18 protein-coding genes are annotated in these 18,545 nt (G+C 73.5%); 12 read left to right on the top strand and 6 right to left on the bottom strand.

Annotated features, from left to right (window positions below):
* The first annotated feature begins 59 nt into the window (after positions 1 to 59).
* Entirely contained in the window at positions 60 to 1,781 is a 1,722-nt protein-coding gene (locus ACGFIA_RS00965) for a DEAD/DEAH box helicase (protein WP_357382782.1), read from the top strand.
* A gap of 100 nt (positions 1,782 to 1,881) precedes the next feature.
* On the opposite strand, the gene ACGFIA_RS00960 is transcribed toward ACGFIA_RS00965, so the two are convergent.
* Positions 1,882 to 2,115 (bottom strand): hypothetical protein, encoded by a 234-nt coding sequence (locus ACGFIA_RS00960; protein ID WP_354865457.1) that lies wholly within the window; start codon positions 2,113 to 2,115, stop codon positions 1,882 to 1,884.
* A gap of 244 nt (positions 2,116 to 2,359) precedes the next feature.
* The gene (locus ACGFIA_RS00955) at positions 2,360 to 3,961 is read right to left on the bottom strand and encodes an RNA polymerase sigma factor (protein ID WP_357382650.1); all 1,602 of its coding nucleotides are present in this window, start codon (positions 3,959 to 3,961) and stop codon (positions 2,360 to 2,362) included.
* A 286-nt stretch (positions 3,962 to 4,247) separates the two neighbouring features.
* On the opposite strand from ACGFIA_RS00955, the gene ACGFIA_RS00950 reads away from it, so the two are divergent.
* Positions 4,248 to 5,069, top strand: a complete 822-nt coding sequence (locus tag ACGFIA_RS00950; protein WP_357382652.1) for an inositol monophosphatase family protein — start codon at positions 4,248 to 4,250, stop codon at positions 5,067 to 5,069.
* 71 nt (positions 5,070 to 5,140) lie between these two features.
* Here ACGFIA_RS00950 and ACGFIA_RS00945 read toward each other — a convergent pair whose 3' ends face one another.
* A complete protein-coding gene (locus ACGFIA_RS00945) occupies positions 5,141 to 5,656 on the bottom strand; it encodes a LytR C-terminal domain-containing protein (RefSeq protein WP_357382784.1) in 516 nt (171 codons plus the stop codon).
* 437 nt (positions 5,657 to 6,093) lie between these two features.
* Between ACGFIA_RS00945 and ACGFIA_RS00940 the strand changes: the two genes are divergently transcribed.
* On the top strand, positions 6,094 to 6,390 hold the full coding sequence (locus tag ACGFIA_RS00940) for a DUF4193 domain-containing protein (protein WP_013284790.1): 297 nt from the start codon (positions 6,094 to 6,096) through the stop codon (positions 6,388 to 6,390).
* Positions 6,391 to 6,715: 325 nt separating this feature from the next.
* The gene (locus ACGFIA_RS00935; protein WP_357467574.1) at positions 6,716 to 7,444 is read left to right on the top strand and encodes a hypothetical protein; all 729 of its coding nucleotides are present in this window, start codon (positions 6,716 to 6,718) and stop codon (positions 7,442 to 7,444) included.
* Between the two features lie 20 nt (positions 7,445 to 7,464).
* On the opposite strand, the gene ACGFIA_RS00930 is transcribed toward ACGFIA_RS00935, so the two are convergent.
* Positions 7,465 to 7,953 carry a DUF3093 domain-containing protein gene (locus ACGFIA_RS00930; RefSeq protein ID WP_357382654.1) on the bottom strand — a complete coding sequence of 163 codons (489 nt, stop codon included), beginning with the start codon at positions 7,951 to 7,953 and terminating at the stop codon, positions 7,465 to 7,467.
* Between the two features lie 85 nt (positions 7,954 to 8,038).
* Here ACGFIA_RS00930 and dut point away from each other — a divergent pair, with 85 nt between their 5' ends.
* The 4 genes from dut to ACGFIA_RS00910 all read left to right on the top strand — a co-directional run bounded on the left by dut (position 8,039) and on the right by ACGFIA_RS00910 (position 10,405).
* Entirely contained in the window at positions 8,039 to 8,536 is a 498-nt protein-coding gene (gene dut, locus ACGFIA_RS00925; RefSeq protein ID WP_357382788.1) for a dUTP diphosphatase, read from the top strand.
* Between the two features lie 25 nt (positions 8,537 to 8,561).
* Positions 8,562 to 9,182: a DUF3710 domain-containing protein gene (locus ACGFIA_RS00920; protein WP_357382656.1), complete on the top strand. Its 621-nt coding sequence runs from the start codon at positions 8,562 to 8,564 to the stop codon at positions 9,180 to 9,182.
* Positions 9,183 to 9,350: 168 nt separating this feature from the next.
* The gene (locus ACGFIA_RS00915) at positions 9,351 to 9,731 is read left to right on the top strand and encodes an OB-fold nucleic acid binding domain-containing protein (protein ID WP_030502986.1); all 381 of its coding nucleotides are present in this window, start codon (positions 9,351 to 9,353) and stop codon (positions 9,729 to 9,731) included.
* Positions 9,728 to 10,405, top strand: a complete 678-nt coding sequence (locus ACGFIA_RS00910; protein WP_357382659.1) for a DUF3159 domain-containing protein — start codon at positions 9,728 to 9,730, stop codon at positions 10,403 to 10,405. The genes ACGFIA_RS00915 and ACGFIA_RS00910 overlap by 4 nt, the downstream gene beginning before the upstream one ends.
* 10 nt (positions 10,406 to 10,415) lie before the next feature.
* Here the strand turns inward: ACGFIA_RS00910 and ACGFIA_RS00905 are convergent, their stop codons facing one another.
* Both ACGFIA_RS00905 and ACGFIA_RS00900 read right to left on the bottom strand, forming a co-directional pair.
* The gene (locus ACGFIA_RS00905) at positions 10,416 to 11,105 is read right to left on the bottom strand and encodes a TrkA family potassium uptake protein (protein ID WP_357382661.1); all 690 of its coding nucleotides are present in this window, start codon (positions 11,103 to 11,105) and stop codon (positions 10,416 to 10,418) included.
* Positions 11,106 to 11,108: 3 nt separating this feature from the next.
* Entirely contained in the window at positions 11,109 to 11,774 is a 666-nt protein-coding gene (locus ACGFIA_RS00900) for a TrkA family potassium uptake protein (RefSeq protein WP_357382663.1), read from the bottom strand.
* A gap of 157 nt (positions 11,775 to 11,931) precedes the next feature.
* Between ACGFIA_RS00900 and ACGFIA_RS00895 the strand changes: the two genes are divergently transcribed.
* From ACGFIA_RS00895 to dxs, 4 genes are read left to right on the top strand one after another with little or no spacing between them, the layout of a single operon-like run.
* A complete protein-coding gene (locus tag ACGFIA_RS00895; RefSeq protein ID WP_357382666.1) occupies positions 11,932 to 13,983 on the top strand; it encodes an APC family permease in 2,052 nt (683 codons plus the stop codon).
* On the top strand, positions 13,980 to 15,281 hold the full coding sequence (locus ACGFIA_RS00890) for a TRAM domain-containing protein (RefSeq protein WP_357382668.1): 1,302 nt from the start codon (positions 13,980 to 13,982) through the stop codon (positions 15,279 to 15,281). Before ACGFIA_RS00895 ends, ACGFIA_RS00890 begins: the two co-directional genes overlap by 4 nt.
* Before the next feature lie 9 nt (positions 15,282 to 15,290).
* Positions 15,291 to 16,451, top strand: coding sequence for an anhydro-N-acetylmuramic acid kinase (locus ACGFIA_RS00885; RefSeq protein ID WP_357382670.1), 1,161 nt, complete (start codon positions 15,291 to 15,293; stop codon positions 16,449 to 16,451).
* A 58-nt stretch (positions 16,452 to 16,509) separates the two neighbouring features.
* Positions 16,510 to 18,453 (top strand): 1-deoxy-D-xylulose-5-phosphate synthase, encoded by a 1,944-nt coding sequence (dxs, locus tag ACGFIA_RS00880; RefSeq protein ID WP_393257765.1) that lies wholly within the window; start codon positions 16,510 to 16,512, stop codon positions 18,451 to 18,453.
* The last annotated feature ends 92 nt before the right edge of the window (positions 18,454 to 18,545 follow it).

The following is an 18,545-nucleotide window of genomic DNA, read 5'->3' as shown; positions in this document are numbered from 1 at the left end:
TGGCCCCGGTCGGGCCCGCCGCCGTCCGCGGCGGAGAGGAGCTACGCGTGCCACCGCGGATGCCGGCGCTCGACACGTTCCCGCCCCTGCGCGCCTGGCAACGCAAGGCGCTCGTGGAATACCTGCGCCGCCGGACCGAGGACTTCACCGCTGTCGCCACCCCCGGCGCCGGTAAGACCACCTTCGCCCTGCGCATCGCCGCCGAACTGCTCGCCGACGGCACCGTCGAGGCGGTCACCGTGGTCGCGCCGACCGAGCACCTCAAGACCCAGTGGGCGCAGGCCGCCGCCCGGGTCGGCATCCAGCTCGACGCCGCGTTCCGCAACGCCGACCTGCACTCCGCCGCCGACTTCCACGGCGCGGTGGTCACCTACGCCCAGGTGGGCATGGCACCGCAGGTGCACCGGCGGCGCACCATGACCCGCCGGACGCTTGTCATCCTCGACGAGATCCACCACGCCGGCGACTCGCGTACCTGGGGCGACGGCGTGAAGGCGGCGTTCGAGCCCGCGGTACGCCGGCTGATGCTCACCGGTACGCCGTTCCGCTCCGACGACAACCCGATCCCGTTCGTCAGCTACGAGCGCGGCGGCGACGGGCTGCTGCGCTCCCGCGCCGACTCGGTCTACGGCTACTCCGACGCGCTGCGCGAAGGCGTGGTCCGGCCGGTGCTGTTCCTGGCGTACTCGGGGGAGACCCGGTGGCGCACCAACGCCGGCGAGGAGCTGGCCGCCCGCCTCGGCGAGCCGATGACGCAGGACCTGATCGCCCAGGCGTGGCGTACCGCGCTGGACCCGGCCGGCGACTGGATGCCGCAGGTGCTGCGCGCCGCCGACGCCCGGCTGAGCGTGCTGCGCGCCAACGGCATGCCGGACGCGGGCGGCCTGGTCATCGCCAGCGACCAGCAGGTGGCACGCTCGTACGCGAAGCTGCTGGAGCAGGTGACCGGTGAGAAGGCCGCAGTGGTGCTCTCCGACGACCAGGGCGCGTCCGCGCGGATCGCGACGTTCGCCGCCTCGCAGCAACGGTGGCTGGTCGCGGTGCGGATGGTGTCCGAGGGCGTCGACATCCCCCGCCTGGCCGTCGGCGTGTACGCCACCAGCGCGAGCACCCCGCTGTACTTCGCGCAGGCGATCGGCCGGTTCGTCCGGGCCCGCCGCTCCGGCGAGACCGCGTCGGTGTTCCTGCCCAGCGTGCCGCACCTGCTCGGGCTGGCCAGCGAGATGGAGGCCGAGCGGGACCACGTGCTCGGCAAGCCGAAGGACCGCGAGGGCTTCGACGACGACCTGCTGGAGCGCGCCCAGCGCGACGACGGCGCCAGCGGGGAGCTGGAGAAGCGCTTCGCCGCGCTCTCCGCCACCGCCGAGCTGGACCAGGTGATCTTCGACGGGGCCTCGTTCGGCACCGCCGCCCAGGCCGGCACGCCCGAGGAGGAGGAATACCTCGGGCTGCCCGGTCTGCTCACCGCCGACCAGGTTTCGCTGCTGTTGACCAAGCGGCAGGCCGAGCAGCTCGCCGCGCAGAAGCGCCGGGCCGCCCAGCGGACCGCTGAGCCGGCCGCTGCGGCCCCGGCGGCGGTGCCCCCACCGATGAGCGCCGCCCAGCGCCGGGTGGCGCTACGGCGGCAGCTGAACGCTCTGGTGGCCGCCCGGCACCACCACACCGGCCAGCCGCACGGCAAGATCCACGCGGAGCTGCGCCGGATCTGCGGTGGCCCGCCCAGCGCGCAGGCCACGATCGAGCAGCTCGAGGAGCGCATCGCCACCGTGCAGACCCTCTGACGGGTCAACCGGGCTCGACCGGACACGAAAAACCGGCCGGAGGCTCCCCTTGCGGGTGCCTCCGGCCGGTCATGTCGGGTTGTGGACTTCTTGTCGGACCTCAGTTCGCCATCAGATCGGCGCCACGCCAGCTGAACTCCGGGTCCGCCACGAAACGCACGGTGATCTTCACGAGATCCTCTGCGTACTTGTTCGCGTGGTGCCCACAGAACACCAGCTCACTCCCACCCGAGAGGGTGATCCGGAGCTTGCCGGCAGCATTGCAGCGGTCGCACCGTTCATCGGCGGCCGGGGGGCTCACCGTCTCGGGCGGCGGCGTGAGGGTCGGGGTCATCGCCTTCCTCCTCTGGTCGTCACCGATGAACACTCTCTTCGGTTGCTCACCTATCGTGCAACACCCATCTCGGGCCCTGCCTTCCCTGTGTGCCCGCGGGGGACCGAGGTCACACCTGGCGTGGAGGACAGTGTGCCGTGCACCAAGGGTGCCACGTCAACGATCACAAACAGGCAATCGACCGATCATCGATCAATGTTCTACGGCTGGTGATCAAACCGGCACGATTTGTTGACGTACGCGGTCAGTCCAGGTAGTCGCGGAGCACCTGGGAACGCGAGGGGTGCCGCAACTTGGACATGGTCTTGGATTCGATCTGCCGGATGCGTTCCCGGGTCACGCCGTACACCTGGCCGATCTCGTCCAGGGTGCGCGGCTGGCCGTCGGTGAGGCCGAAACGCAGGCGCACCACGCCCGCCTCACGCTCGGACAACGTCTGGAGGACCTGCTGGAGCTGGTCCTGGAGCAGCGAGAACGACACCGCGTCGACAGCGACGACAGCTTCGGAGTCCTCGATGAAGTCGCCGAGCTGGCTGTCGCCCTCGTCGCCGATGGTCTGGTCGAGCGAGATGGGCTCCCGGGCGTACTGCTGGATCTCCAGCACTTTCTCCGGTGTGATGTCCATCTCCTTTGCCAGCTCCTCCGGGGTGGGCTCGCGGCCCAGGTCCTGGAGCAGCTCGCGCTGGATCCGGCCGAGCTTGTTGATCACCTCGACCATGTGCACGGGGATGCGGATGGTGCGGGCCTGGTCGGCCATGGCGCGGGTGATGGCCTGGCGGATCCACCAGGTGGCGTAGGTGGAGAACTTGTAGCCCTTTGTGTAGTCGAACTTCTCGACGGCGCGGATGAGGCCGAGGTTGCCCTCCTGGATGAGGTCGAGGAAGGCCATGCCGCGACCGGTGTAGCGCTTGGCCAGCGAGACCACCAGGCGGAGGTTGGCCTCCAGCAGGTGGTTCTTGGCGCGCTCGCCGTCCCGGGAGATCCACATCAGGTCGCGCTGGAGGTCGCGGACCAGCTTCTCCTCGCCCTCGTCGGCGGCGCGCAGCCGCTCGGCGGCGTAGAGGCCGGCCTCGATCCGCTTGGCCAGCTCGACCTCCTGCTCGGCGTTGAGCAGCGGCACCTTGCCGATCTGCTTCAGGTACGCCCGCACGGAGTCGGCGGAGGCGGTCAGCTCGGCGTCGCGGCGCGCCTGCTTGAGCGCCTCGGACTCCTCGTCGTCCCACTCGAAGTCGTTGTCGGTGGCGGAGCTGGCCGCGTCGGCCTCGGCGGCCCGGGTCAGCTCGGCCGGCTCCTCGACCACCACGTCCTCGATCTCGGCGGCCAGCTCCTCCGGGTCGATCTCACCCTCGGCGCCCTCGGCCTTGCCGCCGGCCTTGGCCGGCTTGGCCGCGGCGGTCTTCGCCGCCACGGTGGCCTTGGTGGCGCGGGTCGCCTTGGTGGCCTTCGCCGGGGCCGCGGCCTTCGCCACGTCGGCGGTGGTGGCCTTGCGCGCGGTCGCCTTCCGGGGGGCCGGGGCGGGCGACTCCTCGGCGGCCGGCGCCTGCTTCGGGGCGGGCGCGGCGGCCTTCTTCGTGGTCTTGGCGGTGGTCGCGCGGGAGGCCGGGGTGGCGGACCGGGCGGCGGCGACGCGGCGGCGGGTGCTCGCCGAGCCGTCCACCACCACCGTCACACCCGCCTCGGAGAGCGCGCGGAGGATCTTCTTGGCCTGGGCCGGGGTCACCTCAGCGGACTCGACGGTGCGCGCGAGCTGGGCCGACGTGAGCTGGCCGCCGGCGCTCTGCGCGTGGGCGATCAGGGTGTCGGTGAGCGAGCGAACGTCGGCGCCGGTCTGGCGGGGATCTGTCACGAAGACCTTCCGGAGGCGAAAGAGCGAGCACGGCCGGGTCGTCCGGCGCAGCATGGGACGGCCGCGCCGGGCGAGTCGTTGAGGACCCCCGTGTCCCGGGCCGTCCGGTCGCTGGCGGTCCGTGGCGCGTGGGCAGGGTGAATTGTAACGCCGTCTGCCGCGATCATCCCGCGCCGCACGGCGGACCTGCGGTCCGGGACCGCAGATTCGGCGCAGATGTGGACTTTGTAAGGATGATACCCGCGCACGAGACGGCCGGTCCCGATCGCGCCGGAAGGGGAGAAACATGATCACCTCGACGCCCACGGCGGGGGAGTTGCTCGCGATCGCTGTCGATGTGGCCCGGGAGGCCGCCGCCACCGCGTACCGGATGCGGGTCGAGGGCGTCTCGGTGGCCGCGACCAAGAGCACTGTGACCGACGTGGTCACCGCCGCAGACCGGGCGGTGGAGCGGCAGGTGATCGCCGCGCTGCGGGCGCGACGGCCCGGCGACGCGGTGCTGGGCGAGGAGTACGGCGCGGGCGATACCGGCCCCGCCGGCGCCGACGGCGTGCGCTGGATCCTCGACCCGATCGACGGGACCGTGAACTACCTCTACGGGCTGCCCTACTACGCCGTCTCGCTGGGCGCCGAGGTGGCCGGTGAGGTGGTCGCGGGAGTGGTGCGCAACGTCGTCACCGGCGAGGAGTGGACCGCGACGCTCGGCGGCGGCGCCTGGCGCGACGGGCAGCGGCTGAGCGGCTCCACCGCGACCGACCTCGGGCAGGCGCTCGTGGCCACCGGGTTCGGCTACGACGCCCGCCGCCGGGCGCACCAGGCGCGCGTGGTCACCGAGCTGATCCCGCACATCCGGGACATCCGCCGGATGGGCGCCGCCGCGCTCGACCTCTGCCTGGCCGCCGAGGGGCGGGTGGACGCGTACTTCGAGAAGGGGCTGGCCGACTGGGACCTGGCCGCCGGCGGGCTGGTCGCCCGGGAGGCCGGGCTGCTGGTGACCGGTCTGTCCGGGCGGGCGGCCGGCCCGGACCTGGTGCTGGCCGCGCCGCCCGCGCTGCACGGGCCGCTGCACGACCGGCTGGTCGACCTGGACGCCTCCGGCGGGCCGTGACCGGGTGCCGGGCACGCGACGGGGCGGCCTCCCCGAGGGAGACCGCCCCGCGTCGTCGGGCCGCCTGTCGCCTACTTCTCGACCGGCATCGGGCAGGTCTCCGGCGGCGCCTGTGGCGCGCCCAGGTCGCCGAGCGACTGGTTGACCTCGGTGGTGGTGGCGAGCTGCTGGAACTGGTTGCCCAGGACCACGTCGACCACGTCGTCCTTGCGGTTCGCGTCGAAGGCCTGGTTGGCCTCGTTCAGGAAGTACGCACGCAGCAGGTGCGCCGAGCCCACGGCCTTGGGCCCGAACCGGAGCTGGGCCACGCCGTCGAACGCCTTCTTCTCGTTGCCGACCTTCTTGACCTGGAACTTGCGGTTACGGAAGTCGTCCGCGACGCTGCCGGCCCGGCCGGCCTCGTCGGTGGCGTTATAGACGTTGATCTTGACGTCCTTCTGTTCCCGCAGCCGCAGGTCGACCAGCGGCCAGCCGTCCGGGCAGGAGGCCGCCGTGCCGGCTGTGCCCTGACTGTCCTTCAGCACGGCGACGACCACGAAGACCAAGGCGACGACCGCCAGCAGTCCGACGACAACGAGTGCCCGCACTCGCGCAAAACTCATCCTGGGCGCTCCCCGGACAGTGATTGGGTGGTGGCGGGCGACGCGGTCGGGCCGCGACCGGTCGGCCGTCCAGTACGCCGCTGAGGTTAACGCCTGTCCGGCTCAGGCGTGGAAACAGTCCGACATACCGGCGCGCCACGCGGTGAACCGGTAGGACTACCCCTATCTTCGTGTCGCCTGAGTCACATTGGGAACAACTTCGGGCCTGGAGGCGTACATCTCTCCCGCGAGGGCGGTATACATGCCTCGCCCACAGGGGGGTAAGGTTCCGCGCTCACCGGGGGCTTTCGCACCGGCGAGCCCGGCCCACCGTTCCTCGGGTCGGGTGCCCGACAGAGATGGTGGCCGGTCAGGGGAACCGAAACGGCGTCGTCCGGCGTTACAACCGGCAGCGACAATATCGATATTGGAGAGTGAAACCGATGGCCACCGACTACGACGCCCCGCGTCGCGACGAGGTCGACCTCGGCGAGGACAGCCTGGAAGAGCTCAAGGCCCGGCGGGTCGACTCACAGTCGGGCGCCGTGGACGTCGACGAGGCCGAGGTGGCCGAGAGCTTCGAGCTGCCCGGCGCCGATCTGGCCGACGAGGAGCTCACGGTCAAGGTCCTCCCGATGCAGCAGGACGAGTTCCGGTGCGCCCGCTGCTTCCTGGTCCACCACCGCAGCCAGCTTGCGGTCGAGCGCAACGGCGACCTCATCTGCCGCGAGTGCGTCTGATCCCGACCGGGGACACCAGCGGCGGCCGCCTCGACGTGGCCGCCGCTGTTCGAGCCGCCGCCGCCGTGCGGGGGCGGCCGGTTGCTGCTTGACTCGTTACGGGCGGCTGCCACGCCGCGCGGAGCAGGAGGGCGGACGGGTGAGCGAGCGCAGCGAGGGGACCGGCGCGGACCGGACCCCGGCACCGGCACCGAGACCGGCACCGAGCGGCCCGGCCGAGACACCGGCACCGGGCGGCCCGGCCGCGACACCCGCGACACCCGAGCCTGTCGGTTCCGCCCCGACGCCGGGTGAGTCCGGCGCGTCCGGCGCGGACAGCACCGAGCTGGGCGCCACCGTCGCGGCACTGACCGCCGACGACATCGCGCCGGCCCGCCGGCGGCAACTGCTGGCCCGGCTGGTCGGCCAGGCCCGCTCCCGCGGCATCACCGACCTGTTCAAGCCCCGCGCGGCGGTGCGCTGGATGACCGACACGGTCGCCGAGGTCGCCCCGCACGTGCCCATCCGCGACCTCGCCACGCTACGACGGCACTTCCCCGGCCTGGACGACGACGCGCTCGCCGACCGGCTGGTCCGCAACGCGTCCCGCGCCACCGCCGGGGTCGGCGCCGCGGGCGGCGGGGTCGCCGCCGTCGAGTGGGCGGTCACGCCCACCCTGCTCTCCGCTCCGGTCCTGCTGGCCGCCGAGACGGTGGCGGTGGTGGCGATCGAGCTGAAGCTGATCGGCGAGCTGCACGAGGTCCACCGGGTGCCGCTGCCGGCCGGCGGCACCGGCCGGGCCGTGGCGCTCGTGCAGTCCTGGGCCACCCAGCGGGGGGTCAACCCGATGATGCCGGGGGTCGGCGTGAGCGCGGTGCTCGGCACCGCCGCCCGCCGGGAGCTGCGGGACAGCCTGATGCGCCGTTTCGGGCGCAACCTCACCACGCTCGGGCCGTTCCTGACCGGCGCCGCGGTGGCCGGCTACCTCAACCGCCGGGCCACCCGCGCGCTCGGCGAGCAACTGCGCAAGGACCTGCGGCGTACCGCGCGTGCCCTGCCGGGCAAGCCGTCCTGACCGGCGGCGCGGGCGGACCGTCAGGCCGCGTCGCGGGCGGCCAGCAGGACGGCCGCCAGCTCGACCGGGCGCCGGGTGCTGACCACCCAGAACGGGGTCGGGTCGGCCGGGTCGTCCAGCACCACCTGCACCGCGCCGCCGATCCACGGGCGCTGCACCACGAAGGCCAGCGGGTCGGAGCCGACGCCGAGCACCTCGCGCCGGCCGGCCGCGTCCAGCGGCACCACGTCCGCGACGTACCGCACCGGCAGGTGGGCGTCGTCCACCCGCAGCTCGCCGTCGCGCACCTCGACCCGGATCCGGCCCAGCCACCACAGGCCGGCCACCGCGGCGGGGATCAGCAGCACGAACGGCAGCCAGGCGCGCACCCCGGTCGCACCCATCCAGAGCTCGACCGCGAGCAGGCCGGCCACGGCCAGCCCGGCCGGCCAGGCCCACCAGGGCAGCCCGAGGCGCTCCGCGTACGCGGCGGTGGCCGGCGGGGCGGCGGGAGATGACGACTGACGCACACAGACGAGGGTACGGCGCGCGAGCGGCCCGGCAACCGGCAGGATGGCAGGGGCACCCCGCAGGACCGGACGGAAGAGGATGACCGTGACAGACGTCGTACCCGTGGCCGTACGGCTGCTCGACCCGGAGCTGCCACTGCCGGCGTACGCCCATCCCGGCGACGCCGGGGCGGACCTGGTGGCCGCCGCGGACGTCGAGCTGCCCCCCGGCGGCCGGGCCCTGGTGCCCACCGGCGTGGCGGTGGCGTTGCCGGACGGCTACGTCGGGCTGGTGCACCCCCGATCCGGACTCGCGGCCAGACTCGGCGTGACGGTGCTCAACGCGCCCGGTACGGTCGACGCCGGCTACCGGGGTGAGATCCTGGTCAACCTGATCAACCACGATCGGGACACGCCGGCCAGGATCAGCCGGGGTGACCGGATCGCCCAACTGGTGGTCCAGCGGGTCGCCCGGGCCGAGTTCCGGCCGGTGGCCGAGCTGCCCGCCTCCCGGCGCGGCGCCGGTGGGCACGGATCCACCGGCGGGCACGCCGGGCTGGTCCCGGCGCCGTCCGGCGGGCAGAGCGAAGAGGTGGCAGGGTGAGTGTGAACAGCGGAGGGTGGGCGCAGTGATCTTCTCCCGGAAGCGGGCCGACGAGGCGCGTGACAATGGGGTCCTCGACGCCGAGGAGACCCCGTCGGCGCCGGACCGCGGCCCGTACGACGTCAGCGAGGCACCCGACGCGCCTCGCCTCGACCTCGGCAGCCTGCGGATCCCGGCGGTGCCGGACGTGGAGGTGCGGGTCCAGGCCGACCCGCAGGGCGTGATCCAGCAGGTCGTGCTGGTGCACGGCCAGAACGCCCTCCAGCTCGGCGTCTTCGCCGCGCCCCGCTCCGAGGGCATCTGGGACGAGGTGCGCGAGGAGATCCGGCAGTCGCTTGTCGGCGACGGCGCCACCGCCCAGGAGGTCGAGGGGGAGCACGGGCCCGAGCTGCGTGCCCGGGTGCGTACCCCGGACGGTCCGACCGACCTGCGGTTCGTCGGCATCGACGGCCCGCGCTGGATGGTGCGCGGTGTCTTCCAGGGCGCGGCCGCCACCGACCCGGCCGCCGCCGGCCCGCTCGCGGCCTGCCTGGACGGCCTGGTCGTCGACCGGGGCCAGGAGGCCAAGCCGGTGCGCGAGCCGCTGCCGCTGCGGCTGCCCCGCGAGGTCGCCGAGCAGCAGGCCGCCGACGCGCAGGAGGTCTGATCCAGAACGTGCACGGGCCCGGCGCGACACGGCGCCGGGCCCGCGGCGTGTCCGGTTCCGGCCGGCGGTACGCGCCACGGCGCTCCCGTCGGCGCGCCACTGCGCGTACGCTGGCGGGACGGTTCCGGGCATGCGGGGCCCCGCTGTGGAGAGGGTGACGCGGAGGTCATGACGACCGACGAGAGCCGGGGGTCGCTGCGGCGGCTCCTGCACCGGCTCACCGCGAGCGAGGCCGAGATCGAGGCGCAGGAGCTGCGCCGGGAGAGCGCCGAGTCCGGCGGCACGCCCGCCCACCAGTGCAACAGGGGTCAGGTGGTGTCGGTGGCCGGGCGGTTGCGTACCGTCGTCTACACGCCCCGCACGAACCTGCCCACCCTGGAGGCGGACCTCTACGACGGCACCGACGTCGTCACGCTGGTCTGGCTGGGCCGCCGGCACATCGCCGGGATCGAGCCGGGCCGGCACCTGACCGCGCGCGGCCGGGTGGCGGTGCGCGACGACCGCAAGGTGATCTACAACCCGTACTACGAGCTGGAGTCGCCGAAGTGACGACCGGACAGCACACCCCGCCGGGTCTCGGCCCGCAGGACGAGGAGCGGCTGCCCAGCCTCGCCGAGCAGATGGCCGACCAGCTCGGCGGATGGCGCGGCCTGGTCGAGTCGAGCATCCCGGTGATGGTCTTCGTGATCGCCAACGTGATCGGCGAGCTGCGCCCCGCCGTGTACGCCTCGGTGGCGGTGGCGCTGCTGATCGCCGGGCTGCGGCTGGCCCAGCGCAAGCCGGTGCGGCACGCGGTCAACGGGCTGTTCGGCGTCGGCATCGGCGCGCTGCTGGCCCTGCGCACCGGCGACGAGCGGGACTTCTACCTGCCCGGCATCCTCTACGGCATCGGGTACGGCCTGGCGCTGCTGCTGTCGGCCGTGATCCGGCAGCCGCTGGTCGGCTGGATCTGGTCCGTGCTGGTCGCGAAGGGCCGCTCCGAGTGGCGCGACGACCCCAGGCTGGTACGCACCTTCACCCAGCTCACCGTGCTCTGGGGCGTGGTGTGGCTGGCCAAGGTCGGCGTGCAGGCCGGGCTTTACCTGGCCCACCAGGACACCGCGCTGGGCGTGGCCCGGCTCGCCCTGGGCTACCCGCCGTACGCGCTGCTGCTGCTGATCACGGTCTGGGTGGTGCGCCGGGTCACCCGGGAGACCGCACCCACCCCGCTGCCCGGCGCCTGAGGCCCCCGCCTCAGGACCGCTCCCGGTCACGGTCCGTGCGGGCCGGGCCGAGGATCACCGCGCGCACGTCGTCCTCGACCGCCGCGGTGCAGACGAAGACCAGCTCGTCACCGGCCTCGATCGGGTCGTCCGGGGTGGGCACCAGCACCCGCTTGCCGCGCACGATCGCCACCAGCGCCGCGTCCCGGGGGATCGGCACCGCGTGGATGGGCTGCCCCAGGTAGGGCGCGGTCGGCGGCAGGGTGATCTCGACCAGGTTCGCCTCGCCCTGCCGGAACGTCATCAGCCGGACCAGGTCGCCGACGGTGACCGCCTCCTCGACGAGCGCCGCCATCACCCTCGGCTTGCTCACCGCGACGTCCACGCCCCACTGCTCGGTGAACAGCCACTCGTTCTCCGCCCGGTTGACCCGGGCCACCACGCGGGGCACCGCGAACTCGGTCTTGGCCAGCAGCGACACCACCAGGTTGACCTTGTCGTCGCCGGTGGCGGCCACCACCACGTCGCACCCGGCCACGTCGGCCTCCTCCAGGCTGGCCAGCTCGCAGGCGTCCGCGAGCACCCAGTCGGCGGCCGGCACCCGGTCGGGCCGCAGCATCTTCGGCTGCCGCTCGATCAGCATCACCTGGTGGCCGTTGTCGATCAGCTCCTGAGCGATCGAGCGGCCCACGTTGCCGGCGCCGGCGATGGCGATCCGCATGGCTCAGTGCCCCCCTTCCGGCGGCGCCGCCGCCACCGACGTGACCGGGCCGTTGATGTCGTCGGTCACCAGCATGAAGACCTGGTCGCCCTCCTGCACCACGGTGGAGGCGGTGGGCAGGGTGCCGATCCCGAAGCGGTTCAGGTAGGCCACCCGGGCGCCGACCGCCTGCTCCAGCTGCCGCAGCGGCCGGCCGATCCAGTCCTTGTGCACCGGCACCTCGATGATCGAGACCGTGCTCGTCGGGTCGCGGAAGATCTCCACGTTGCCCTCGGGGACCAGGTGGCGCAGCATCCGGTCGGCGGTCCACCGGACGGTCGCCACGGTGGGGATGCCGAGCCGCTCGTAGACCTGGGCGCGGCGCTGGTCGTAGATGCGGGCCGCGACCCGGGACACGCCGAACGTCTCCCGGGCCAGCCGGGCCGAGATGATGTTGGAGTTGTCGCCGCTGGACACCGCCGCGAACGCGTCGGCCCGCTCGATGCCGGCCTGACGCAGCACCTCGCCGTCGAAGCCCGCGCCGGTCACCGTGATGCCGGCGAAGTCGGGCCCGAGACGGCGGAACGCGTCCGCGTCCTGGTCGATCACCGCCACCGAGTGCCCCCGGGACTCCAGGCTGTGGGCCAGGGTCGACCCGACCCGGCCGCAGCCCATGATCACCACATGCACGGTGTCCGCTCCTCCCACGGTGCCGCCCGCCGACCCGTCGTCTGCGAGCCTGCCACGTCCCGCCCCGGACAGGGGGACCGACCGTACCGCGCGGGCCCGTCCGGCGGTGATCGACCACCCCCGCGCCCCGCGCCCGGTGGTCGTACGCTTGGCGGTTGTGGCCCGACCCACCTCGCTGCTGAAGCGACTCCTCCTCGGTCGACCGTTCCGGTCCGACCGCCTCCAGCACACCCTGCTGCCGAAGCGCATCGCGCTGCCGGTCTTCGCGTCGGATGCGCTCTCCAGCGTGGCGTACGCCCCGGACGAGATCCTCCTGACGCTGTCCATCGCCGGTGCCTCGGCGTTCTTCTTCTCGCCGTGGGTCGCACTCGCGGTCGTCGTGGTCATGCTCACCGTGGTGGCGAGCTACCGGCAGAACGTGCACGCCTACCCCTCCGGCGGCGGCGACTACGAGGTCGCCACCGTCAACCTCGGTCCCCGGGCCGGCCTCGCCGTGGCCAGCGCGCTGCTCGTCGACTACGTGCTGACCGTCGCCGTGTCGGTCTCCTCCGGCGTGGCCAACCTCGGCTCGGTGGTGCCGTTCGTGGCCACCCACAAGGTGCTCATCGCGGTCAGCGCGGTCGTGCTGCTCACCGCGATCAACCTGCGCGGCCTGCGCGAGTCGGGCACCGCCTTCGCCATCCCCACCTACGGCTTCGTGATCGTCATCGGCGGCATGCTGCTGACCGGGCTGATCCGCATCTTCGTGCTCGGCGACGACCTGCGCGCGCCGAGCGCCGGCCTGGAGATCCAGGCCGAGCACAGTGTCACCGGGTTCGCGCTGGTGTTCCTGCTGCTGCGGACGTTCTCCTCCGGCTGCGCGGCGCTCACCGGCGTGGAGGCGATCTCCAACGGCGTACCGGCGTTCAAGAGCCCGAAGTCGAAGAACGCGGCGACCACGCTGCTGTTGCTCGGCGGCATCGCGGTGGCCATGCTGGTCGGCATCATCTGGCTGTCCCGGCTCACCGGCCTCCAGTTCGTCGAGGACCCGAGGTCGCAGATCGTCTCCGGCCCGGTCGACTACGTGCAGAAGACCGTGACCGTGCAGCTCGGCGAGACGGTGTTCGGCGGCGGCTCGGTCCTGCTCTACGTGGTCGCCGGGATGACCGCGCTGATCCTGTTCCTGGCCGCCAACACCGCCTTCAACGGCTTCCCGGTGCTCGGCTCGATCCTGGCGCAGGACCGCTACCTGCCCCGCCAGTTGCACACCCGGGGCGACCGGCTGGCGTTCTCCAACGGCATCGTGTTCCTGGCCGTCTTCGCGGTAGTGCTGATCATCGGGTTCCAGGCCGAGGTCACCAAGCTCATCCAGCTCTACATCGTCGGGGTGTTCGTCTCGTTCACGCTCTCCCAGGCCGGCATGATCCGGCACTGGAACCGGCACCTGCGCCGCGAGCGGGACCCGGAGGCGCGCCGGCGGATGGTCCGTTCCCGGGCGATCAACACGTTCGGCATGGTCATGACCGGCGTCGTGCTGATCATCGTGCTGGCCACGAAGTTCCTGCTCGGGGCGTGGATCGCGATCGTCGCGATGGCCATGATGTACGTGGTGATGCTCGGCATCCGCCGGCACTACGACCGGATCGCCGAGGAACTGGAGCCGACCGAGCAGCGGGGCGTGCTGCCCGCCCGCAACCACGCCATCGTGCTGGTCAGCAAGCTGCACAAGCCGACGCTGCGGGCGGTCGCGTACGCCCGGGCCACCCGGCCGGACACGCTCACCGCCGTCACCGTCAACGTGGACGAGCAGGACACCCGCGAACTCCAGGCCGACTGGGAGCGCCGCGAGCTGCCGGTGCCGCTCACCGTGATCGACTCCCCGTACCGGGAGATCACCCGCCCGATCCTCAACTTCGTCGCGTCGGTGCGCCGGGAGTCGCCCCGCGACGTGGTCACCGTCTTCATCCCCGAGTACGTGGTGGGCCGCTGGTGGGAGAACCTGCTGCACAACCAGAGCGCGCTGCGGCTCAAGGGGCGGCTGCTGTTCGAGCCGGGCGTGATGGTGACAAGCGTGCCGTGGCAGCTCGCGTCCACCGCGAGCAAGAACCTGGACCGGTTGGACGCGACGCTCAGCCGGGGCCCGGCGCGCGGCCCCCGGGTGGCGCCGCAGAGCACGCTGCCACCGCCGGTGGCGTCCACGCCGTCCGCCGAGCGCGAGGAGCTGTCATGATCAACGGCGAGCGTTCCGGTCCCGCACCGGCCGATCCCGCGCCGGCGGTGGAGCGACCCGGTTCCGTGCCGGCGGCGGAGCGGCCCGGGCTGGAGGAGGCCGAGCGGGTCGAGCTGAGCGTCGACGCGGTCGCGCCGGGCGGGCACTGCGTGGCCCGGGTCGGCGGGCAGGTGGTCTTCGTCCGGCACGCGCTGCCAGGTGAGCGGGTGGTGGCCGAGGTGACCGAGCTGCACCGGGGTTTCGCCCGCGCCGACGCGGTGGAGATCCTGGACGCCTCGCCGGACCGGGTGACACCGCCGTGTCCGTACGCCCGGCCGGGGCGGTGCGGCGGCTGCGACCTCCAGCACGTCGCCCCGGTCGCCCAGCTCGACTGGAAGCTCACAGTGGTGCGCGAGCAGCTCACCCGGCTGGGCGGACTCACCACCGAGCAGATCGACGCGCTCGGCGTACGCGTCGAGGCACTGCCCGGCGGGCAGCTGGGCTGGCGGTCCCGGGTCCGCTACGCGGTCGACGCGGCCGGCCGGGCCGGGCTGCTCAAGCACCGCTCGCACGAGGTCGTGCCGATCGAGCGGTGCCTGATCGCGCACCCGGCGATCCAGGAGCTGCCGGTGCTCCCGCCCACCGGCGCCCGCTGGCCGGACGCCGACGCGGTGGAGACGGTCGCCAGCACCGGCGGTGACGTCGCGGTGGTCGCGTACGCCGACGGGGTTCCGACGGCGGTGAGCGGGCCGGAGCGGGTCCGGGAGACGGCGGCCGGGCGGTCCTTCACGCTGCCCGCCTCCGGGTTCTGGCAGGTGCACCCGGCGGCGGCGGACGCGCTGACCGGCGCGGTGCTCGACCTGCTCGACCCGAGGCCCGGCGAGACCGCCTGGGACCTGTACGGCGGGGCCGGGCTGTTCGCCGCCGCGCTCGCCGAGCGGGTCGGCGGCGCCCGGGTGACGCTCGTCGAGTCGGCGCCGGACGGGGTGGCCGCGGCACGGGAGAACCTGGCCGACCTGGCCGGCGTCGAGGTGGTGGCGGCCCGGGTGGAGGCCGCGCTGTCCCGGCGCCGGATCACCGGACCGGTCGACCTGGTGGTGCTCGACCCGCCGCGCTCCGGCGCGGGCGCGCCCGTGGTGCGCGGTGTGGTGGCCGCCCGGCCCCGCGCGGTCGCCTACGTGGCCTGCGACCCGGCCGCGTTCGCCCGGGACGTGCGCACGTTCACCGAGGCGGGGTGGCGGCTGGCCGCGCTGCGCGGCTTCGACCTGTTCCCGATGACCCAGCACGTGGAGCTGGTCGGGCTGTTCCTGCCTGGCTAGCCTGACCCGATGAAGATCGTCGGGCTGATGTCGGGCACGTCCTACGACGGCGTGGACGTGGCCGCGGCCGAGTTCACCGCCGACGGCGACACGCTGCGGCTGCGGCCGCTCGGGCACCGGGAGCTGGCGTACCCGGACGACCTGCGGGCCGAGATCGGCGCGCTGCTGCCCCCGGCGGCCACCACCATCGAGGCGGTCTGCCGGCTGGACAACCGGCTCGGCGAGGTGTTCGCGGACGCGGCGGCCCTCGGCGTCGAGCTGGCCGGGGGAGCGGCCGACGCGGTCGTGTCGCCCGGGCAGACGGTCTTCCACTGGGTCGAGGACGGCCGGGTGCGCGGCACGCTCCAGCTCGGCGCGCCGGCCCGGGTGGCCGCCCGGGTGGGCGTACCGGTGCTGCACGACCTGCGCTCGGCGGACGTCGCGGCGGGCGGCCAGGGCGCGCCGCTGGTCCCGGCGTTCGACGCGCTGCTGCTCGACCCGGAGGCCGGTGCCAGGGCCGCGTTGAACCTCGGGGGCATCGCGAACCTCACTGTGGTCGCGCCCGGGGCACCCGTCCTCGGGTACGACGTGGGCCCGGCCAACGCGCTGCTAGACGCCGCCGCCCGGCGCTTCCTGGACCGGCCCTGCGACGTCGACGGTGCCCGCGCCGCGGCCGGTCGGGTGCACGAGGCGCTGCTGAGCCGGCTGCTCGCCGAGCCGTACTACGCCGCGCCGCCGCCCAAGTCGACGGGCAAGGAGCTGTTCCACGGCGGCTACCTGGACACCGCCCTGGCCGCGCTCGGTGAGCCGGTCGGTGCCGACGACGTGCTGGCCACGCTCACCGAACTGACCGCCCGGACGGTGGCCGACGCCTGCGACAGGCACCGCGTCACCGAGGTGGTGGCTGCCGGCGGGGGAGTGCGTAATCCCACACTCCGGGCGCGGCTGGCCGCGCTGGGCGCGGGGCGCTGGCGGCTGCGCACCACCGACGAGCTGGGCGTGCCGGCGCAGGCCAAGGAGGCGTACGCGTTCGCGCTGCTGGGCTGGCTGTCCTGGCACGGGCTACCCGGCGCGGTGCCCTCGGTGACCGGGGCGTCCCGGGCCGCCGTGCTGGGCTCCTGGACCCCTGCGGGCCCGTCCGCCGCCGCGCCGCGCCCACCCGCGCCCCGGCGGCTGGTGGTGGACGCCTGACCTGGGTCGATGCACGGCCGAGCTGCGGACTGTTCAGCGGCCGATAGACTCTCCGGTCATGAGTGTTGAAGAGGGCACGGCCAACCACGGTCGGCTGCTGGGCACCGTCCACGGCCCGCAGGACGTGAAGCGGATGACCGCCGAGCAGCTGGACATCCTCGCCGCCGAGATCCGTGACTTCCTGATCGCCAAGGTCTCCCGCACCGGCGGCCACGTCGGCCCCAACCTCGGTGTGGTCGAGCTGACCCTGGCGATGCACCGGGTCTTCGACTCCCCGCGCGACCGGCTCCTCTTCGACACCGGCCACCAGGCCTACGTGCACAAGATCCTCACCGGCCGGCAGGAGGGCTTCGACAAGCTCCGCCAGCGCGGTGGCCTCTCCGGCTACCCCAGCCAGGCGGAGAGCGAGCACGACCTGATCGAGAACTCGCACGCCTCCACCGCCCTGTCGTACGCCGACGGGCTGGCCAAGGCGTACGCGCTGCGCGGCGAGAAGCGCTCGGTGGTCGCCGTGGTCGGCGACGGCGCACTCACCGGCGGCATGTGCTGGGAGGCGCTGAACAACATCGCCACCGCCGGCAACCCGCTGGTGATCGTCGTAAACGACAACGGCCGGTCCTACTCGCCGACCATCGGCGGCCTCGCCGACCATCTGTCGTCGCTGCGGCTCAACCCCGGCTACGAGAAGGTGCTCGACACGGTCAAGGACGCGCTGGGCAACACCCCGTTCGTCGGCAAGCCGATGTACGAGGTGCTGCACGCGGTCAAGAAGGGCATCAAGGACGCGGTCGCCCCGCAGGCCATGTTCGAGGACCTCGGCATCAAGTACGTCGGCCCGGTCGACGGCCACGACGTGCCGGCCGTCGAGGCCGCGCTGCGCGCCGCGAAGAACTTCGGCGGCCCGGTGATCGTGCACGCGGTCACCCGCAAGGGCTACGGCTACCGCCCGGCCGAGGATGACGAGGCCGACTGCCTGCACGGCCCCGGCGCGTTCGACGCCGAGACCGGCAAGCTGCTCGCCGTGCCGTCGGTGAAGTGGACGAACGTCTTCGCCGACGAGCTGGTCGCGATCGCCGACGAGCGCCCCGACGTGGTCGGCATCACCGCCGCCATGGCCGAGCCCACCGGCATCGCCACGCTCGCCCGCAAGTACCCGGAGCGGGTGTACGACGTGGGCATCGCCGAGCAGCACGCGGCCACCTCCGCCGCCGGCCTCGCGATGGGCGGGCTGCACCCGGTCGTCGCGGTCTACGCCACGTTCCTCAACCGCGCCTTCGACCAGGTCCTGCTGGACGTGGCCATGCACAAGCTGCCCGTCACGTTCGTGCTGGACCGGGCCGGCATCACCGGCCCGGACGGGCCCAGCCACTACGGCATCTGGGACATGTCGGTCTTCGGCGTGGTGCCCGGCCTGCGCATCGCCGCGCCCCGCGACTCGGCCACGCTGCGCGAGGAGCTGCGCGAGGCGGTCGCCGTCGACGACGGCCCGACCATCCTGCGCTTCCCGACCGGCACCGTCGCCGCCGACCTGCCGGCCGTACGCCGGGTCGGCCCGGTCGACGTGCTGGCCGAGTCGGCGCGTACCGACGTGCTGCTGGTAGCGGTCGGCTCGTTCGCCGGCCTCGGCGTGGAGGTCGCCACCCGGGTCGCCGAGCAGGGCTACGGCGTGACCGTGGTCGACCCGCGCTGGGTGCGCCCGGTGCCGGCCGAACTGGTCGAGCTGGCCGCCGGGCACCGGCTCGTGGTCACCGTGGAGGACGGCGTGCGCATCGGCGGCGTCGGTTCCGCGCTGGCCCAGGCGATGCGTGACGCCGACGTCCGCGTACCGGTCAAGGACCTGGGCGTACCGGCCGACTGGCACCCGCACGGCAGCCGCGCGCAGATCCTGGCCGACCTGCGGCTGACCGCGCAGGACGTGGCCCGCGACGTCACCGGCTGGATCTCCGGCCTGGACGCCGCCCCGGTCGACCCCGCCCCCAACGGAGCCCGAGCCCAGAGCTGACCCGCCCCGCTGCGTTGATCTTGCACTTGCGGCCCTCCTGATGTCGGCTTCGCCCGATAAGGGAGGGCCGCAACCGCAAGATCGCCGGGTGT

Origin of the sequence: Micromonospora sp. NPDC049203, assembly GCF_043197215.1 — a bacterium.
In the GTDB taxonomy this organism is placed as follows: domain Bacteria; phylum Actinomycetota; class Actinomycetes; order Mycobacteriales; family Micromonosporaceae; genus Micromonospora.
This window is presented reverse-complemented; position numbering and strand designations above follow the sequence as displayed.

What these genes read in the sequence shown, in the direction of transcription:
- dxs (WP_393257765.1), top strand. Translation starts at nt 16,510, where the DNA reads ATGAGTGTTGAAGAGGGCACGGCCAACCACGGTCGGCTGCTGGGCACC.
- ACGFIA_RS00940 (WP_013284790.1), top strand. Translation starts at nt 6,094, where the DNA reads ATGGCCACCGACTACGACGCCCCGCGTCGCGACGAGGTCGACCTCGGC.
- ACGFIA_RS00905 (WP_357382661.1), bottom strand. Translation starts at nt 11,105, where the DNA reads ATGCGGATCGCCATCGCCGGCGCCGGCAACGTGGGCCGCTCGATCGCT.
- ACGFIA_RS00950 (WP_357382652.1), top strand. Translation starts at nt 4,248, where the DNA reads ATGATCACCTCGACGCCCACGGCGGGGGAGTTGCTCGCGATCGCTGTC.
- ACGFIA_RS00885 (WP_357382670.1), top strand. Translation starts at nt 15,291, where the DNA reads ATGAAGATCGTCGGGCTGATGTCGGGCACGTCCTACGACGGCGTGGAC.
- ACGFIA_RS00890 (WP_357382668.1), top strand. Translation starts at nt 13,980, where the DNA reads ATGATCAACGGCGAGCGTTCCGGTCCCGCACCGGCCGATCCCGCGCCG.
- ACGFIA_RS00915 (WP_030502986.1), top strand. Translation starts at nt 9,351, where the DNA reads ATGACGACCGACGAGAGCCGGGGGTCGCTGCGGCGGCTCCTGCACCGG.
- ACGFIA_RS00960 (WP_354865457.1), bottom strand. Translation starts at nt 2,115, where the DNA reads ATGACCCCGACCCTCACGCCGCCGCCCGAGACGGTGAGCCCCCCGGCC.
- ACGFIA_RS00965 (WP_357382782.1), top strand. Translation starts at nt 60, where the DNA reads ATGCCGGCGCTCGACACGTTCCCGCCCCTGCGCGCCTGGCAACGCAAG.